Raw genomic sequence first — 13,565 nt, 5'->3', positions numbered from 1 at the left:
ACACCCACCCTCGGTCTTTCAATCGCGAGCGCCTGGAGGTCGTTGGTGACGAGGGGGTGTGGCGCAGCGACGTAAAGGAGGAGGAGGACCGGCGCAGCCGGTCCGGGGGACAGTCGCGGAGCCACGCCCCCTCGGCGCCGGCGACCGGTGCCACAGGAAAGCGAATCACCCGTGAAACAAGCCAGCCGCCGGTCCGAAACCGGGTTTCCCCTAGGCCGAGCCCAATTCGACAGTACACATAATCTGTATACAGTTTTGCATGCATTGAAGCCGAACCACGCCCCTCAAGGAGACCCCCATGTCCACCTCCGTCCACCCGGTTGATGAAGTCCTGCCCCCCGGCAAACTCACCGCGCTCGGCCTGCAACACGTGCTCGTGATGTACGCCGGTGCCGTCGCGGTCCCCCTCATCGTGGGCCGCGCGCTCAAGCTCAGCCCCGAGCAGGTGGCGATGCTCATCTCCGCCGACCTCTTCTGCTGCGGCCTCGTCACGCTGATCCAGGCCCTGGGCGCCACCCAATGGTTCGGCATCAAGCTGCCCGTGATGATGGGCGTCACCTTCGCCTCCGTCGCCCCCATGGTCGCCATCGCCAACACCAACCCCGGCATCCAGGGCGCGGGCCTCATCTTCGGCTCCATCATCGGCGCGGGCATCGTCTCCATCCTCATCGCGCCCATCGTCAGCCGCATGCTGCGCTTCTTCCCACCCGTGGTCACCGGCACCATCATCGCGGTCATCGGCATCAGCCTCATGCGCGTGGGCATCAACTGGATCTTCGGCAACCCCGTCGGCGCCACCAGCCCCTTCGTCCCCAACACCGAGCACATCACCTGGCTGCACACCGTGAACGAGGCCACCGCCAAAGGCCTGGTGCCCGACATGCCCAAAGGCCTGTCCATCGCCAGCAGCGTGCCCAACCCCGCCTACGCACAGCCCGCCCACATCGCCATCGCCGCCATCGTGCTGGCCGCCATCCTGCTCATCGCCAAATACGCGCGCGGCTTCATCGCCAACATCTCGGTGCTGCTGGGCATCGTCGTCGGCGCCGTGGTCGCCGCCGCCACCGGCCTCATGACCTTCGAGAAAGTCAAACACGCCAACTGGTTCGATGTGGTGCTGCCGTTCGAGATTGCCATGCCCATCTTCGACCCCATCCTCATCCTGACCATGAGCCTGGTCATGATCGTGGTGATGATCGAATCCACCGGCATGTTCCTCGCGCTGGGCGACATGACCGACCGCAAGATCGACCAGAAGGCCCTGACCGCGGGCCTGCGCACCGATGGCCTGGGCACGCTCATCGGCGGCATCTTCAACACCTTCCCCTACACCAGCTTCTCGCAGAACGTGGGCCTGGTCGGCGTCACCGGCGTCAAGAGCCGCTTCGTCTGCGTGGCCGGCGGCGTCATCCTCATCGTGCTGGGCCTGCTGCCCAAGATGGCGGCGCTGGTCGAGTCCCTGCCCACCTTCGTGCTGGGTGGCGCGGGCCTGGTGATGTTCGGCATGGTGGCCGCCACCGGCATCCGCATCCTGGCCGGCGTGGACTACAAGGGCAACCGCAACAACCTCTTCATCGTGGCTGTCTCGATCGGCTTCGGCATGATCCCGCTGGTCGCACCCAACTTCAAGATGTGGATGCCGCACGCCATCCACCCCCTGATCGAGTCCGGCATCCTGCTGGCCTCCATCAGCGCGGTCGCGCTCAACCTGTACTTCAATGGCAGCCGGGGCGACACCAGCGCCGCCATCGAAGCGGCCAAACACGCCGAGGCGCACTGAGCGCTTCGCCCGCGCCCTTTCGACAAGGCCCCTTCGGGGGCCTTTTTCATGCGCGCACCGCGCCCGGACATGGTGCAAGCCCCGATGTGGTGCGCACCATTCAGGGTTAGTCTCGATGACGCACCGAACGTCTCGAACAAGAATCTGTATACAAATTCTGTGCTCAAAAGGCGCCCCGGCGCCTTTTTGCCGCCCACGCTTTGCTGGCACCTTTATTGCTGATGACAAGGCATGCCCGGGTGACAGCTGAGCAACCCCCTGCAACCCCGCCCATCACAGGAGAACCCATGAACAAGCGCCACCTCATCAAGATCACCGCTGCCCTGGCCGCGGCCGCCGCCTTCGGCAGCAGCGCCCACGCGCAGACGCCGATCAAGTTCCAGCTCGACTGGCGTTTCGAGGGTCCTGCCGCGCTGTTCCTGCAACCCGCCGCCAAGGGCTACTTCAAGGCCGCCGGCCTGGACGTGACGATCGACTCCGGCAACGGCTCGGGCGGCACCGTCACCCGCGTGGCCTCGGGCAGCTACGACCTGGGCTTCGCCGATCTGGCCGCGCTGATGGAATTCCACGCCAACAACCCGGAAGCGCCGAACAAGCCGGTGGCCGTGATGATGGTCTACAACAACACGCCGGCCGCGGTGCTCGCGCTCAAGAAGAGCGGCATCACCAAGCCCGCCGACCTCAACGGCAAGAAGCTCGGTGCCCCGGTGTTCGACGCCGGCCGCAAGGCCTACCCGATCTTCCAGAAGGCCAACAACCTCTCCAACGCGAACTGGACTTCGATGGACCCGCCGCTGCGCGAAACCATGCTGGTGCGCGGCGACATCGACGCCATCACGGGCTTCTCGTTCACCTCGCTGCTCAACCTCGAGGCGCGCGGCGTGAAGACCGAGGACGTGGTCATCATGCCCTTCGCCGATCACGGCGTGAAGCTGTACGGCAACGTGATCATTGCCTCGCCCAAGATCATCAAGGAGAACCCGGCTGCCGTGAAAGCCTTCCTGACCGCCTTCGCCAAGGGCGCCAAGGAAGTCATGGCCAACCCGGCCGCCAGCATCGATACCGTGAAGGCGCGCGACGGCATCATCAACGTGCCGCTGGAAACCCGCCGCCTGGTGCTGGCCATCGACTCCGTGGTCGCCAGCCCCGACGCGCGCAAGGAAGGCTTCGGCCAGGTCAACCCCGGCCGCCTCTCGCTGATGGCCTCCCAGGTGTCGGACGCCTACGGCACCAAGACCCGCATCGACCCGGCCACGATCTGGAACGGCTCCATGCTGCCCTCGGCCGCCGAACTCAACGTGCTGCCCCCCGCCAAGAAGTAAGAACGGCCACCGGCCGCCAGCCCGCGGCCCCGGCCAGCCACCCCACGGCGGCTGGCCTTTTTTTCAGGAAGACGACCCCATGCAAGACCCCTCCAGCGACCAGCCCTTCGTCGATTTCGACCAGGTCTGGCTGGCCTACAACGAAGACCTGCTGGCCCAGAACGTCTTCGCGGTGGAAGACATCAACCTCAAGGTCAAACGCGGCGAGTTCATCGCCATCGTCGGCCCCTCGGGTTGTGGCAAGTCCACCTTCATGAAGCTCACCACCGGGTTGAAGATGCCCAGCATGGGCAAGATCCGCATCGACGGCCAACCCGTCACCGGCCCGCTGAAGATCTCGGGCATGGCCTTCCAGGCGCCCTCGCTGCTGCCCTGGCGCACCACGCTGGACAACGTGCTGCTGCCGCTCGAAATCGTCGAGCCCTACCGCAGCCAGTTCAAGGACCGGCGCAAGGAATACGAGGAACGCGCGAAGAAGCTGCTGGCCAGCGTGGGCCTGGGCGGCATGGAGAAGAAGTTTCCCTGGGAGCTCTCGGGCGGCATGCAGCAGCGCGCCAGCATCTGCCGCGCGCTGATCCACGAGCCCAAGATGCTGCTGCTCGACGAGCCCTTCGGCGCGCTCGACGCCTTCACCCGCGAGGAACTCTGGTGCACGCTGCGCGACCTGTGGGAGGCGCAGCGTTTCAACGTGATCCTGGTCACGCACGACCTGCGCGAATCGGTCTTCCTGGCCGACACGGTGTACTGCATGAGCCGCAGCCCGGGCCGCTTCGTGGTGCAGCGTGAGATCCCGATCCCGCGCACGCGCGACCTGGAGGTGACCTACACCAAGGAGTTCTCCGACATCGTGCTCGAGCTGCGCGGCCACATTGGCGCCATGCGCAAGGCCGGCACCGTCATCAACCAATAAGGAAGCGGGAGTCAAAGAACATGCAACAAAAACACCTGGAACGATGGTCGCCGTTCCTGCTGCTGCTGGCCATCGTCATCCTCTGGGAAATCATCACCCGGGGTTTCGGCGTCTCGGAATTCATCTTTCCGAGCCCTTCACGCATCTGGGAGCAGACGCTGGAACACAAGGTCACCATCCTGGGCCACGCCTGGCGCACCTACTGGGTGACCATGGCCGGGTTCGGCATCGCCATCGTGGTCGGTGTGCTGCTGGGCTTCCTCATCGGCAGCTCGCGCCTGGCGTATGCGGCGGTCTATCCGCTGATGACGGCGTTCAACGCCCTGCCCAAGGCGGCCTTCGTGCCGATCCTGGTGGTGTGGTTCGGCATCGGCGTGGGCCCGGCGATTCTCACGGCCTTCCTGATCTCGTTCTTCCCCATCATGGTGAACATCGCCACCGGCCTGGCCACGCTGGAGCCTGAGCTGGAGGACGTGTTGCGCGTGCTGGGCGCCAAGCGCTGGGACGTGTTGACCAAGGTGGGCCTGCCGCGCTCGATGCCGTATTTCTTCGGTTCGCTGAAGGTGGCGATCACGCTGGCCTTCGTGGGCACGACGGTGTCGGAGATGACGGCGTCGAACGAGGGCATTGGTTATCTGCTGATCTCGGCGGGTTCGTCGATGCAGATGGGTCTGGCCTTCAGCGGTCTGCTGGTGGTGGGCGTGATGGCGATGGCCATGTACGAGCTGTTCAGTTTCATCGAGAAGCACACCACGGGTTGGGCGCACCGCGGCTCGCAGAGCGCATGAGTCCGGAACAGGTGGCGAAGCACCTGCGCCGCGCCAACGGGGTGGCACGGCGTGCGGCGGGCATGGGCCGGCATCCGTTCGGGGCCTTGCTGGTGGCGCCGGATGGGGAGACGGTGTTGGCCGAGCAGGGCAACATCGACACGGTGAACCACGCGGAGTCGACGCTGGCCCGCGTGGCGGCCGACAACTATCCCGGCGAGTACCTGGCGCGCTGCACGCTGGTGACGACGTTCGAGCCTTGTGCCATGTGCACGGGCACGCTGTATTGGGCCAACATCGGGCGCGTGGTCTATGGCGCGAGCGAGGAGGCCTTGTTGGCGTTGACGGGCAGCCACGAGGAGAACCCCACTCTGTCGCTGCCCTGCCGGGAGGTTCTTGCGCGGGGGCAGAAGGTCATCGAGGTCATCGGGCCTGTGCCCTCGCTGGAGGCCGAGATGCTGGAGCCCCATCTGGGGTTCTGGGCGTCTCGCTGAGTTTTTCTCCGGCCGACGGCGGCCATCGGCGAGAGGGGAATGGCTCCGCGGATGTCCCCGGGTCGGCTGCGCCGCCCTCCTCCTTTACTCCGCTGCGCCATTCCCCCCTCGCCGATGGCCTAAGGGCGTTCGGTCTGTTTTCGCGCCAACGTCACGTCGGCCTCGTGAGCGGGTGGCGTTCTGCGCAGCGGGGTAAGGAGGAGACCCGGCGAAGCCGGGTCGGGGGACACCCGCGGAGCAGAGCGCCGCCCGCTCACGAGGCCCGCGAGGCAGCAGCGAGAAAGACTACCGATGCACCTCCACCTCCCCAGCAGAGGAAAGCAGGGCCATCAACCGCCGGCGAATCAGAATCCCGGGCCGATCGGAGTCCATTGAAAACTCCACCCCACGCCGCCGCAGATCCACCACCGCGTCCGGGTCGGTGGACTCGAGAATGTCCTTGTCCTCCCGCGTGATCTCATCGTCGAAGTCGATCAGCATCTGCGCCGGACAATCCGCCTCCGTGTCGTTGCGAAACAGCCATTGGCACAACTGCATGCGCCCATCGTCGATCGGCGTGAACGCATTGATGATCACGTGGCGCACCCCACTCGGGTACTCGATGTCCAGCCGCCGCGAAAACGGCTGGTAGTAGGCGTTGCGCATGTGCCGCTGCGTGATCGCCTCCTTCACCCCGCTGATGCGCTGGAATTTCTCCGGGTTCACCGCGTCGATCACCGTCTCGGCATAAAACCCGGCCTCGTTCTCCACCAGCTCGTACTTGCTCGGCGCCGGCGACGCCGCCACACCGAAAGTCGCGCGGTGCACGAAACTGAAGTGCGAGTTGTCGAACGAATTCTCCAGCGCGCGCACCGGGCTCGTGTGCCAGGTCTCGTAGAACTGGAAGATCGTGCGCCAGCCCTCCGCCTCGAACTCCGGAATCGCGGGAATCTCCGCCACCGGATCCTCCAGCGCCACCCACGCATAGCCATGGCGCGCCGTGCAGTGGTAGGCCGTCGTGCCGTAGTCCTTGGGAATCTCGCGCTCCGGCGGGTACTGCGGAATGTTGATCACGCGGCCGTGCCGGTTGTAGACCCAGCCGTGGTAACCGCACTGGAGGTTGCCGTTCTTGCACCAGCCCTTGCTCAGCTTCGCGGTGCGGTGGCAGCAACGGTCCTTGAGCGCGGCCGGCTCGCCGTGTTCGTCGAGAAACAGAACGATGTGTTCGCCCAGCAGGGTAAAGGGCTTGGGGCCGTCGGCCAGCATCGACAGCGGCATGACGGCGTGCCAGTAACGGCGGAAGACGGGTTGTTGGGTGACCAGCATGGTGAAGGCGCTCCTGAAAGAAATGGCTTGAGGGTGGGGTCTCAAGAGCAATTTCCCGCCCCGCATTGCACGGGGTTGAACGCTTCTACTCTGGCCCTGCATGCTAGCAAAAGGCAGGCCACATCGGGTTGGCATGCCTCGTGCATACCCGCACCTCGCAGAGTAGAAGCGTTCAGCAGATGGTGCCCCCACACCGCCCGCCCGGAAATTGCTCTTGTACGTCTCCCGTGCGCACTCACATGGCCTGCGGGAGTGGAACAAGCCCACCGTCCGGAGCCTTGCCATGCAACGCCGTCACTTCCTCGCTTCCTCTTCCGCCGCCGCCGTCTCGGCCCTCGCCGCCCCCACCGTCTGGGGCCAGGCCTCACCCAAGCTCACGCCCGTCAAGTTCACGCTGGACTTCCGCATCACCGGCCAGACCTCGCCCTTCTTCCTCGCCCAGAGCAAGGGCTACTACAGGGACGAAGGCCTGGACGTGAGCATCGACGTGGGCTCCGGCTCGGTCGCCTCCATCACGCGCATCGCCAGTGGCGTCTACCAGATGGGCCTGGGCGACATCAGCTCGCTGATCGAGTTCCAGGCGACCCAGAGCGGCACGCCTTTGGTGCAGGCCGTGTACCAGTACTACAACCGCGCACCGTTCGCGATCATTGGCCGCAAGGACCGGGGCATCACCACCGACTTCCGCAGCCTCGAAGGCAAGAAGATCGCGGCCGCCGCCGTCGAGTCCACGCGCCGCGCCTGGCCCATGGTGGCGCGCAGGCTGCGCGTGAAGAACGACCTCTTCCAGTGGTCCACCACCGACTTCGCCTCGCGCGACAACGTCGTCGTGCGCGGCGACGTGGACGGCGCCACCTACTTCCACGACTCCGCCGTCTCGCTGTTCGCGCGCATGAAGCTCGACGAACTCTCCATCCTCGAATACACCAGCGCCGGCGTGAACCTGTACGGCAACGCCATCCTCGCGAGCAACGCCATGATCACGCAGAACCCCGCCGCCGTGGCCGGCTTCCTGCGCGCCACCAACCGCGCCATCCAGGAGAGCATGGCCGATCCGGTCGCCGCGATCGCCGCCACCAAGCTGCGCGAGCCCATCCTCAACGAAGCCGTCGAACTCGAGCGCTGGCGCATCACGCAGCGCTACATCGCCGCGGCCGACACGCGCAGCCACGGCCTGGGCGATGTCTTCAAGCGCACGCTGGAACAACAGGTGGACGAGGTCGTCGACGTGTTCGGCCTCAAGGCCCGCCCCAGCGTGGAAGGCGTGTTCAACCGCGCCATGCTGCCGGCCGCCGGCGACCGGGTGCTCAAGGCATGACGACGGCCACCCTGAACGAGCGCGACGGCGCCTACCTGCGCCAGGCCATCGGCTGGGCGCGCGTGGCGCGCGAGCGGGGCAACCGCCCTTTCGGCGCGGTGGTGATCGCCGGCGACGGCCGCGTGCTCGCCGAGGCCTGGTGCAACACCGGCGAGACCGGCGACTGCACCGGCCACGCCGAGACCAACGCGGTGCGCCAGCTCAGCCCGGTGGTGGACCGCGAGACGCTCTCGCGCGCCACGCTCTATTCCTCGGCGGAACCCTGCGTGATGTGCGCGGGCGCGATCTTCTGGAGCAACATCGGGCGCGTGGTGTTCGGCATCGACGCGGTGAGCCTGCGCGTGTTCCGCGGCGAGCGCGCCGAGCAGCGCGATGCCGAGCTGTCGTGCCGCGATGTGTTCGCGGCCTCGCCGCACCGCATCGAGTGCATCGGCCCCGCGCTGCTGGACGAGGCGAGCGAGCCGCACCAGGGCTTCTGGAAAACCTGAGCGCACCGGAGCGCCCCGTAAACTCCCCGCATGCCCTGGCACGCCCAACTCGACCTGAACTACCGCCGCGACGACGCCCAGCGCACCGTGCTGCAGCACGCCCACACCGGGCCGCTGCGCATCCTCAAGAGCCTGTACCCCGAAGGCGAGGGCATCTGCCACAACGTGGTGGTGCACCCGCCCGGCGGGCTGGTGGGCGGCGACGTGCTGGACCTGCGCGTGCGCGCGGGCGCCCAGGCGCACGGCCTGCTCTCCACGCCAGGTGCCACGCGCTTCTACCGCTCGGACGGCCCGGCCGCCACGCAGCAGGTCACGCTCGCGCTGGAGGCCGGCGCGCGGCTCGAATGGCTGCCGCTCGAAGCCATCGCCTACCCGGGCTGCCTGGCGCACAACACCCTGCGCGCCACACTCGCCGAAGGCGCCGAGCTGATCGGCTGGGACGTGTGCGCCCTCGGCCTGCCCACCGCCGGCCAGCCCTTCGATCGCGGCCACCTCACCCAGCACCTGGAGATCCCGGGCCTGTGGCTGGAGCGTTCGCACATCGACGCGGCCGACACCCGCCTGCTCGAATCGCCCCTGGGCCTGGCCGGCCAGCGCTGCCTGGGCACGCTGTGGCTGGCCTGCGGCAGCCCGCTCGCGCGCGAGCGGCGCGAGCACCTGCTGGAGACCGTGCGCGCGCACCTGGACGGTGACCTCCAGGGCGTGCAGGCCGGCGCCACCTGCCCTAATCCGCAGATGCTGGTGCTGCGCGCGGTGGCGCCGCTGGTGGAGCCCTTGATGGCGCTGTTCCAGCGCGTCTGGGGCGGGCTGCGCACCGAGGCCTGGGGCCTGTCGGCGGTGCCGCCGCGCATCTGGCGCGTCTGACCCGCCCCAGGCTGGGGCGGCGACCGTTCGTCTGCTGCCCGAAAAGCACCGGAATCGCCACCCTCTTCTCCCCCTCATGGTGCGTGGCGCTGGGCAGAATCCTGACATTGCCCCTTTTGCGTCCGCTCATGCCTTCCGCACCCAACCAGCTCCACGACGCCCATGCGCTCGTGATCGAGGGCAACCTGCAATCGCGCTCCATCCTCGTCGCCCAGCTGCGCGACCTGGGCGTGGGCACGGTCGTGCAGTGCTCGCGCCTGACCGACGGGCGCCGCAAGCTCGAGATGGCGAGCTTCGACGTGGTCATCTGCGAACAGCGTTTCGAGCGCGAGTCCGGCTCCGGCCAGGACCTGCTGGACGACCTGCGGCGCAACCAGCTGCTGCCCTTTCACACCGTGTTCGTGATGCTCACGGCCGAGGCCTCCTACGCCAGCGTGGCCGAGGCCGCCGAGTCGGCGCTGGACGCCTACCTGCTCAAACCCCACACCGCCTCGCGCCTGGCCCACCGCATCGTGCAGGCGCGTGTGCGCAAGCAGTCGCTGCAGGACATCTTCAGCGCCATCGACGCGCAGGACTTCGAGCGCGCCGCCAACCTGTGCCAGACCCGGTTCGAAGCGCGCCAGTCCTACTGGCTGTACGCCGCGCGCATCGGCGCCGAGCTCATGCTGCGCGGCGGCCGCGTGGACGAGGCCCAGACCCTGTATCAGGCCGTGATCGAGGCCAAGACCCTGCCCTGGGCCCGCCTGGGGGTGGCGCGGGCCCAACTGGAAAACGGCCAGCCGGCCAAGGCCGTGACCACGCTGGAGAGCCTGATCCGCGACGACGACGCCTACGCGGACGCCTACGACGTGATGGGCCGCGCCCAGTTCGAGCTGGGCAACTTCCAGAGCGCGCTCACCACCTACGAGATCGCCACGCGCCTCACGCCCTCGTCCATCAGCCGCCTGCTCAAGCACGGCATGCTGGCCTACTACACCGGCGAGCGCAGCGAAGGCGTGGAGCTGCTCGACCGCGCCACGCGCCTGGGCCTGGACTCCAAGATGTATGACGCGCAGGCCCTGTTGCTGCTGGCCTTCGCCCGGCTCGACAACAACGACGCGCGCGGCCTGCAGCGCACGGTGGACCAGCTCACCCGGCTGCGCGACCGCAGCCACGCGCCCGCGCGGCCACACCGCCTGCTGCGCCATGGCCGAGAGCCTGCTCGCGCTGCAGCAGCAGAACACCACGCGCGCCGTCGACGACGTGCGCCGCCTGACCGACAGCGTGCTCACGCCCGACTTCGATTTCGAATCCGCCTGCAACCTGCTCGCCCTGATGGGCCGGCTCGCGATGCGCTCCCTGCCCATGCAGGACGCCGAAGGCGCGGTGGACCGGCTCGCGCTGCGTTTCGGCACCAGCCGCGCCATGACCGAGCTGCTGGCCTGCGCGGCCGGCAGCGATGCGGGGCATGCCGAGCGCATCCGCGCCGCCCACGGCCAGGTGCTGCGCATCTCGCAGGACGCCATGGCCCTGAGCCTCAAGGGCGACCCGCAGGGCACGGTGCAACAGCTGCTCGAAGCCGGTGAACGCACCGGCAACGCCAAGCTGATCGAGTCCGCGCACCAGGTGCTGCAGCGCCACAGCGAGCGCATGGACAGCTACCCGGCGCTGCAGGAACGCGTGGAGGCGCTGCGCGCGCTCTACCGCACCACCGCGCCCATCACCCGCCTGGGCGAGCACACCAGCAGCGGCCAGACCCCGCCGGGCGGCGTCTCGCTGTCGGCCGGCTACAAGCCGCCCAGCCCCGAAAGCCTGACCGGCACCACCGCCCAGCCCGCCGCCTGAGCGCGCCTCAGAGCTCGCAGAACAGGCGCACCACCTGTTCGCGGAACCAGCGGTTGTCCGGGTCGCTCTCGAAGCGGTGGCTCCAGTGCAATGAGACGGTGAAGTTGCAGTCCACGAACGGCGGCTGCACCATCACGCAGCCACCCGAGGCGACAAAGCCGCGCGCGATGTTGCCCGGCATCACCACGCAGAGGTCGGTCGCGCTCACGATCGAGGGCAGCACCATGAAGTGCTCGGTGGTCAGGCGCAGGCGGTCCTGCAGGCCGGTCTGCTCCAGGATGCGCAGCGTGTCGCCGTGCGAACGCACACCCACGAACTCCAGCTTCTGCAAGGCCTTGAGCTGCGCCGCCCCCTTCAGGCGCTTCAAGGGTGCATGCATGGGATGGCCGGCGCGCATCAGCACCACATAGCGGTCGCGCAGCAGCTCGGTGCGCTGCGTGTCCTTCACCAGCGGCAGGAAACCGAAGGCGAAATCGATCACCCCGGTGTCCAGCGCATCGGCCAGCTGCGCGTGGGCCACCGGGCGGCTGGCCACGCGCACACCGGGCGCGAGCTGTTGCAGGCTGACCATGAGCTCGGGCAGGAAGCGGTTCTCGCCGATGTCGCTCATGTGCAGGCGGAACAGCCGGCGCGAACGCTGCGGGTCGAAGCCGGTGGACTCGTTGATCGCCTGCTCGACGATGGCCAGCGCGTTCTGCACCGCGCCCGCCAGGCGCTCGGCGCGCGGCGTCGGTTTCACGCCGCCGGGCGTGCGCACGAAGAGCGCGTCCTCCAGCAGCAGCCGCAGGCGGCCCAGTCCGTGGCTCGCGGCCGGCTGGGTCAGGCCCACCTGCTCGGCGGCGCGGCTCACGCTGCCGGCGCGGTAGATCGCCGCGAACAGGCGCAGCAGGTTCAGGTCGATGTCGTTGATATGCATGGCATTGATATTCGATATCCCCTTGATCTTATTGCCGAATATGTCACAGACCGTGAAACTCCGCGACTCAACAACAAAACCCACCGGAGACAAGATGAACAAGAGGACCACCCTGACCTGGCTGGCCGCGGCCGCCGGCCTGTGCGCCCTGGCCGCCCTGCCCGCCCACGCGGCAGACCCCACCGAGATCCGCATCGGTTACGCCATTTCCAAGACCGGTCCCTACGCGGGCGGCGCCAGCACCACCGTGCTGCCGAACTACCAGCTGTGGCAGCAGGACCTGGAAAAGTCGGGTGGCATGCTCATCAACGGCAAGCGCGTGCCGGTCAAGTTCGTCGAGTACGACGACCGCAGCAGCTCCGAAGAAGGCGTGCGCGCCGTCGAGCGCCTGGTCAACCAGGACAAGGTCGACTTCATCCTGCCGCCCTGGGGCACGGCGATGAACCTCGCGGTCGCGCCCATCCTGGACCGCCACGGCTACCCGCACCTGACCACCACCATGATCACGGACCGCATTCCGCAGCTGCGCGAACGCTGGCCCAACACCTTCTTCTTCACGCTCACCTCCACCGACTACGCCAACGGCGTCATCGACCTGCTCACGCGGCTGCGCAGCGAGGGCAAGATCAAGGGCGACGTGGCCATCGTCAACGTGGCCGACCAGTTCGGCGTGGAATTGTCCAAGGCGGCGCGCGACGGCCTGAAGAAGGGCAACTTCAACGTCGTCTACGACCAGAGCTACCCGCTGGGCTCGCAGGACCTGCAGTCCATCCTGAACGAAGTCAAGCGCCGCGACCCCGAGGTCTTCCTGGCCTTCAGCTACCCGCCCGACACGCTGGCGCTGACCGACCAGGCGCGCGCCGTGGGCTTCAACCCCAAGCTGTTCTACACCGCCATCGGCACCGTGTTCCCGGTCTTCAAGGACCGCTTCGGCGCCAACGCCGAAGGCGTGCTGGGCCTGGGCGGCGTGAGCCCCGAACTGCCGGTGACCAAGGCCTACCGCGCCCGCCACCTGGAAGTCTTCAAGAAGGAAGCCGACTACAACGGCAGCGCGGTGACCTACGCCACGCTGCAGGTGCTGCAGCAGGCGATCGAGCGCGCCAACAGCATCGAGCGCAAGGCCGTCTCGGCCGAAATCGGCAAAGGCGGCTTCAACACCGTGATCGGCCCGGTCACGCTGAAGAACCGCATCTGGAGCGAGGCCTCCTCGGTCGGCCAGTGGCAGAACGGCCAGTTCCAGCCGGTCTCGCCCGCCAATGCCATCGGCGTCAAGCCGGTCGCGCTGCCCAAGCCGGCCTGGAAACAGTAACGCGTCACACCGCCCACACGGCACCGCCCGAACCACGCGCAGACGTGGCGGGCGGCTCGCCTTTTTTTCTTTCTCCCACGGTAACGCTCCATGGCATTGATCGACGCCCTGCTCAACGGGCTCACACTGGGCGGCGTGTACGCCCTGATCGCGATGGGCCTCACGCTGCAATACGGGGTGGCCCGCATCATGAACCTGGCCTACGGCCAGATGCTGATCGCCGCCGCCTTCGCCGCCTACGCCCTCTTCACCACCTTCGCGCTGAGCC

General features: G+C 67.5%; 13 protein-coding genes and 1 pseudogene. 12 read left to right on the top strand and 2 right to left on the bottom strand.

Annotation, left to right across the window (positions count from 1 at the left end; all coding sequences use genetic code 11):
• Positions 1-298: 298 nt before the first annotated feature.
• From ACFJGX_RS11385 to ACFJGX_RS11365, 5 genes are all read left to right on the top strand, one after another.
• Positions 299-1,780: a nucleobase:cation symporter-2 family protein gene (locus tag ACFJGX_RS11385; protein ID WP_382328400.1), complete on the top strand. Its 1,482-nt coding sequence runs from the start codon at positions 299-301 to the stop codon at positions 1,778-1,780.
• Positions 1,781-2,067: 287 nt separating this feature from the next.
• Positions 2,068-3,102 carry an ABC transporter substrate-binding protein gene (locus ACFJGX_RS11380; RefSeq protein ID WP_382321257.1) on the top strand — a complete coding sequence of 345 codons (1,035 nt, stop codon included), beginning with the start codon at positions 2,068-2,070 and terminating at the stop codon, positions 3,100-3,102.
• A gap of 79 nt (positions 3,103-3,181) precedes the next feature.
• Positions 3,182-4,012, top strand: a complete 831-nt coding sequence (locus tag ACFJGX_RS11375) for an ABC transporter ATP-binding protein (protein WP_382155806.1) — start codon at positions 3,182-3,184, stop codon at positions 4,010-4,012.
• A gap of 20 nt (positions 4,013-4,032) precedes the next feature.
• Positions 4,033-4,800, top strand: a complete 768-nt coding sequence (locus tag ACFJGX_RS11370; RefSeq protein ID WP_291120841.1) for an ABC transporter permease — start codon at positions 4,033-4,035, stop codon at positions 4,798-4,800.
• The gene (locus ACFJGX_RS11365) at positions 4,797-5,273 is read left to right on the top strand and encodes a nucleoside deaminase (protein WP_382321258.1); all 477 of its coding nucleotides are present in this window, start codon (positions 4,797-4,799) and stop codon (positions 5,271-5,273) included. The genes ACFJGX_RS11370 and ACFJGX_RS11365 overlap by 4 nt, the downstream gene beginning before the upstream one ends.
• Positions 5,274-5,558: 285 nt before the next feature.
• On the opposite strand, the gene ACFJGX_RS11360 is transcribed toward ACFJGX_RS11365, so the two are convergent.
• On the bottom strand, positions 5,559-6,578 hold the full coding sequence (locus tag ACFJGX_RS11360) for a Rieske 2Fe-2S domain-containing protein (protein ID WP_382321260.1): 1,020 nt from the start codon (positions 6,576-6,578) through the stop codon (positions 5,559-5,561).
• 283 nt (positions 6,579-6,861) lie between these two features.
• Here ACFJGX_RS11360 and ACFJGX_RS11355 point away from each other — a divergent pair, with 283 nt between their 5' ends.
• The 5 genes from ACFJGX_RS11355 to ACFJGX_RS11335 all read left to right on the top strand — a co-directional run bounded on the left by ACFJGX_RS11355 (position 6,862) and on the right by ACFJGX_RS11335 (position 11,072).
• A complete protein-coding gene (locus ACFJGX_RS11355; protein WP_382321262.1) occupies positions 6,862-7,896 on the top strand; it encodes an ABC transporter substrate-binding protein in 1,035 nt (344 codons plus the stop codon).
• Entirely contained in the window at positions 7,893-8,384 is a 492-nt protein-coding gene (locus tag ACFJGX_RS11350; protein ID WP_382321264.1) for a nucleoside deaminase, read from the top strand. The genes ACFJGX_RS11355 and ACFJGX_RS11350 overlap by 4 nt, the downstream gene beginning before the upstream one ends.
• A 30-nt stretch (positions 8,385-8,414) precedes the next feature.
• Entirely contained in the window at positions 8,415-9,248 is an 834-nt protein-coding gene (locus ACFJGX_RS11345; RefSeq protein WP_382321267.1) for an urease accessory protein UreD, read from the top strand.
• A gap of 128 nt (positions 9,249-9,376) precedes the next feature.
• On the top strand, positions 9,377-10,813 hold the full coding sequence (locus ACFJGX_RS11340) for a tetratricopeptide repeat protein (RefSeq protein ID WP_382328398.1): 1,437 nt from the start codon (positions 9,377-9,379) through the stop codon (positions 10,811-10,813).
• Positions 10,752-11,072: a hypothetical protein gene (locus ACFJGX_RS11335; protein WP_382328396.1), complete on the top strand. Its 321-nt coding sequence runs from the start codon at positions 10,752-10,754 to the stop codon at positions 11,070-11,072. The genes ACFJGX_RS11340 and ACFJGX_RS11335 overlap by 62 nt, the downstream gene beginning before the upstream one ends.
• A 7-nt stretch (positions 11,073-11,079) precedes the next feature.
• Here the strand turns inward: ACFJGX_RS11335 and ACFJGX_RS11330 are convergent, their stop codons facing one another.
• Positions 11,080-11,988, bottom strand: coding sequence for a LysR family transcriptional regulator (locus tag ACFJGX_RS11330; protein WP_382155780.1), 909 nt, complete (start codon positions 11,986-11,988; stop codon positions 11,080-11,082).
• A gap of 94 nt (positions 11,989-12,082) precedes the next feature.
• Between ACFJGX_RS11330 and ACFJGX_RS11325 the strand changes: the two genes are divergently transcribed.
• On the top strand, positions 12,083-13,297 hold the full coding sequence (locus ACFJGX_RS11325; protein WP_382155778.1) for an amino acid ABC transporter substrate-binding protein: 1,215 nt from the start codon (positions 12,083-12,085) through the stop codon (positions 13,295-13,297).
• Positions 13,298-13,387: 90 nt separating this feature from the next.
• A pseudogene (locus tag ACFJGX_RS11320) lies at positions 13,388-13,564 on the top strand (branched-chain amino acid ABC transporter permease); the annotation flags it as partial.
• Between the last annotated feature and the right edge of the window lies 1 nt (position 13,565).

The sequence above is a fragment of the Hydrogenophaga sp. UC242_50 genome, from assembly GCF_042697355.1.
In the GTDB taxonomy this organism is placed as follows: Bacteria; Pseudomonadota; Gammaproteobacteria; order Burkholderiales; family Burkholderiaceae_C; genus Hydrogenophaga.
The sequence above is the reverse complement of the archived record's forward strand: the minus strand, read 5'-3'. Positions and strand labels throughout refer to the sequence as shown.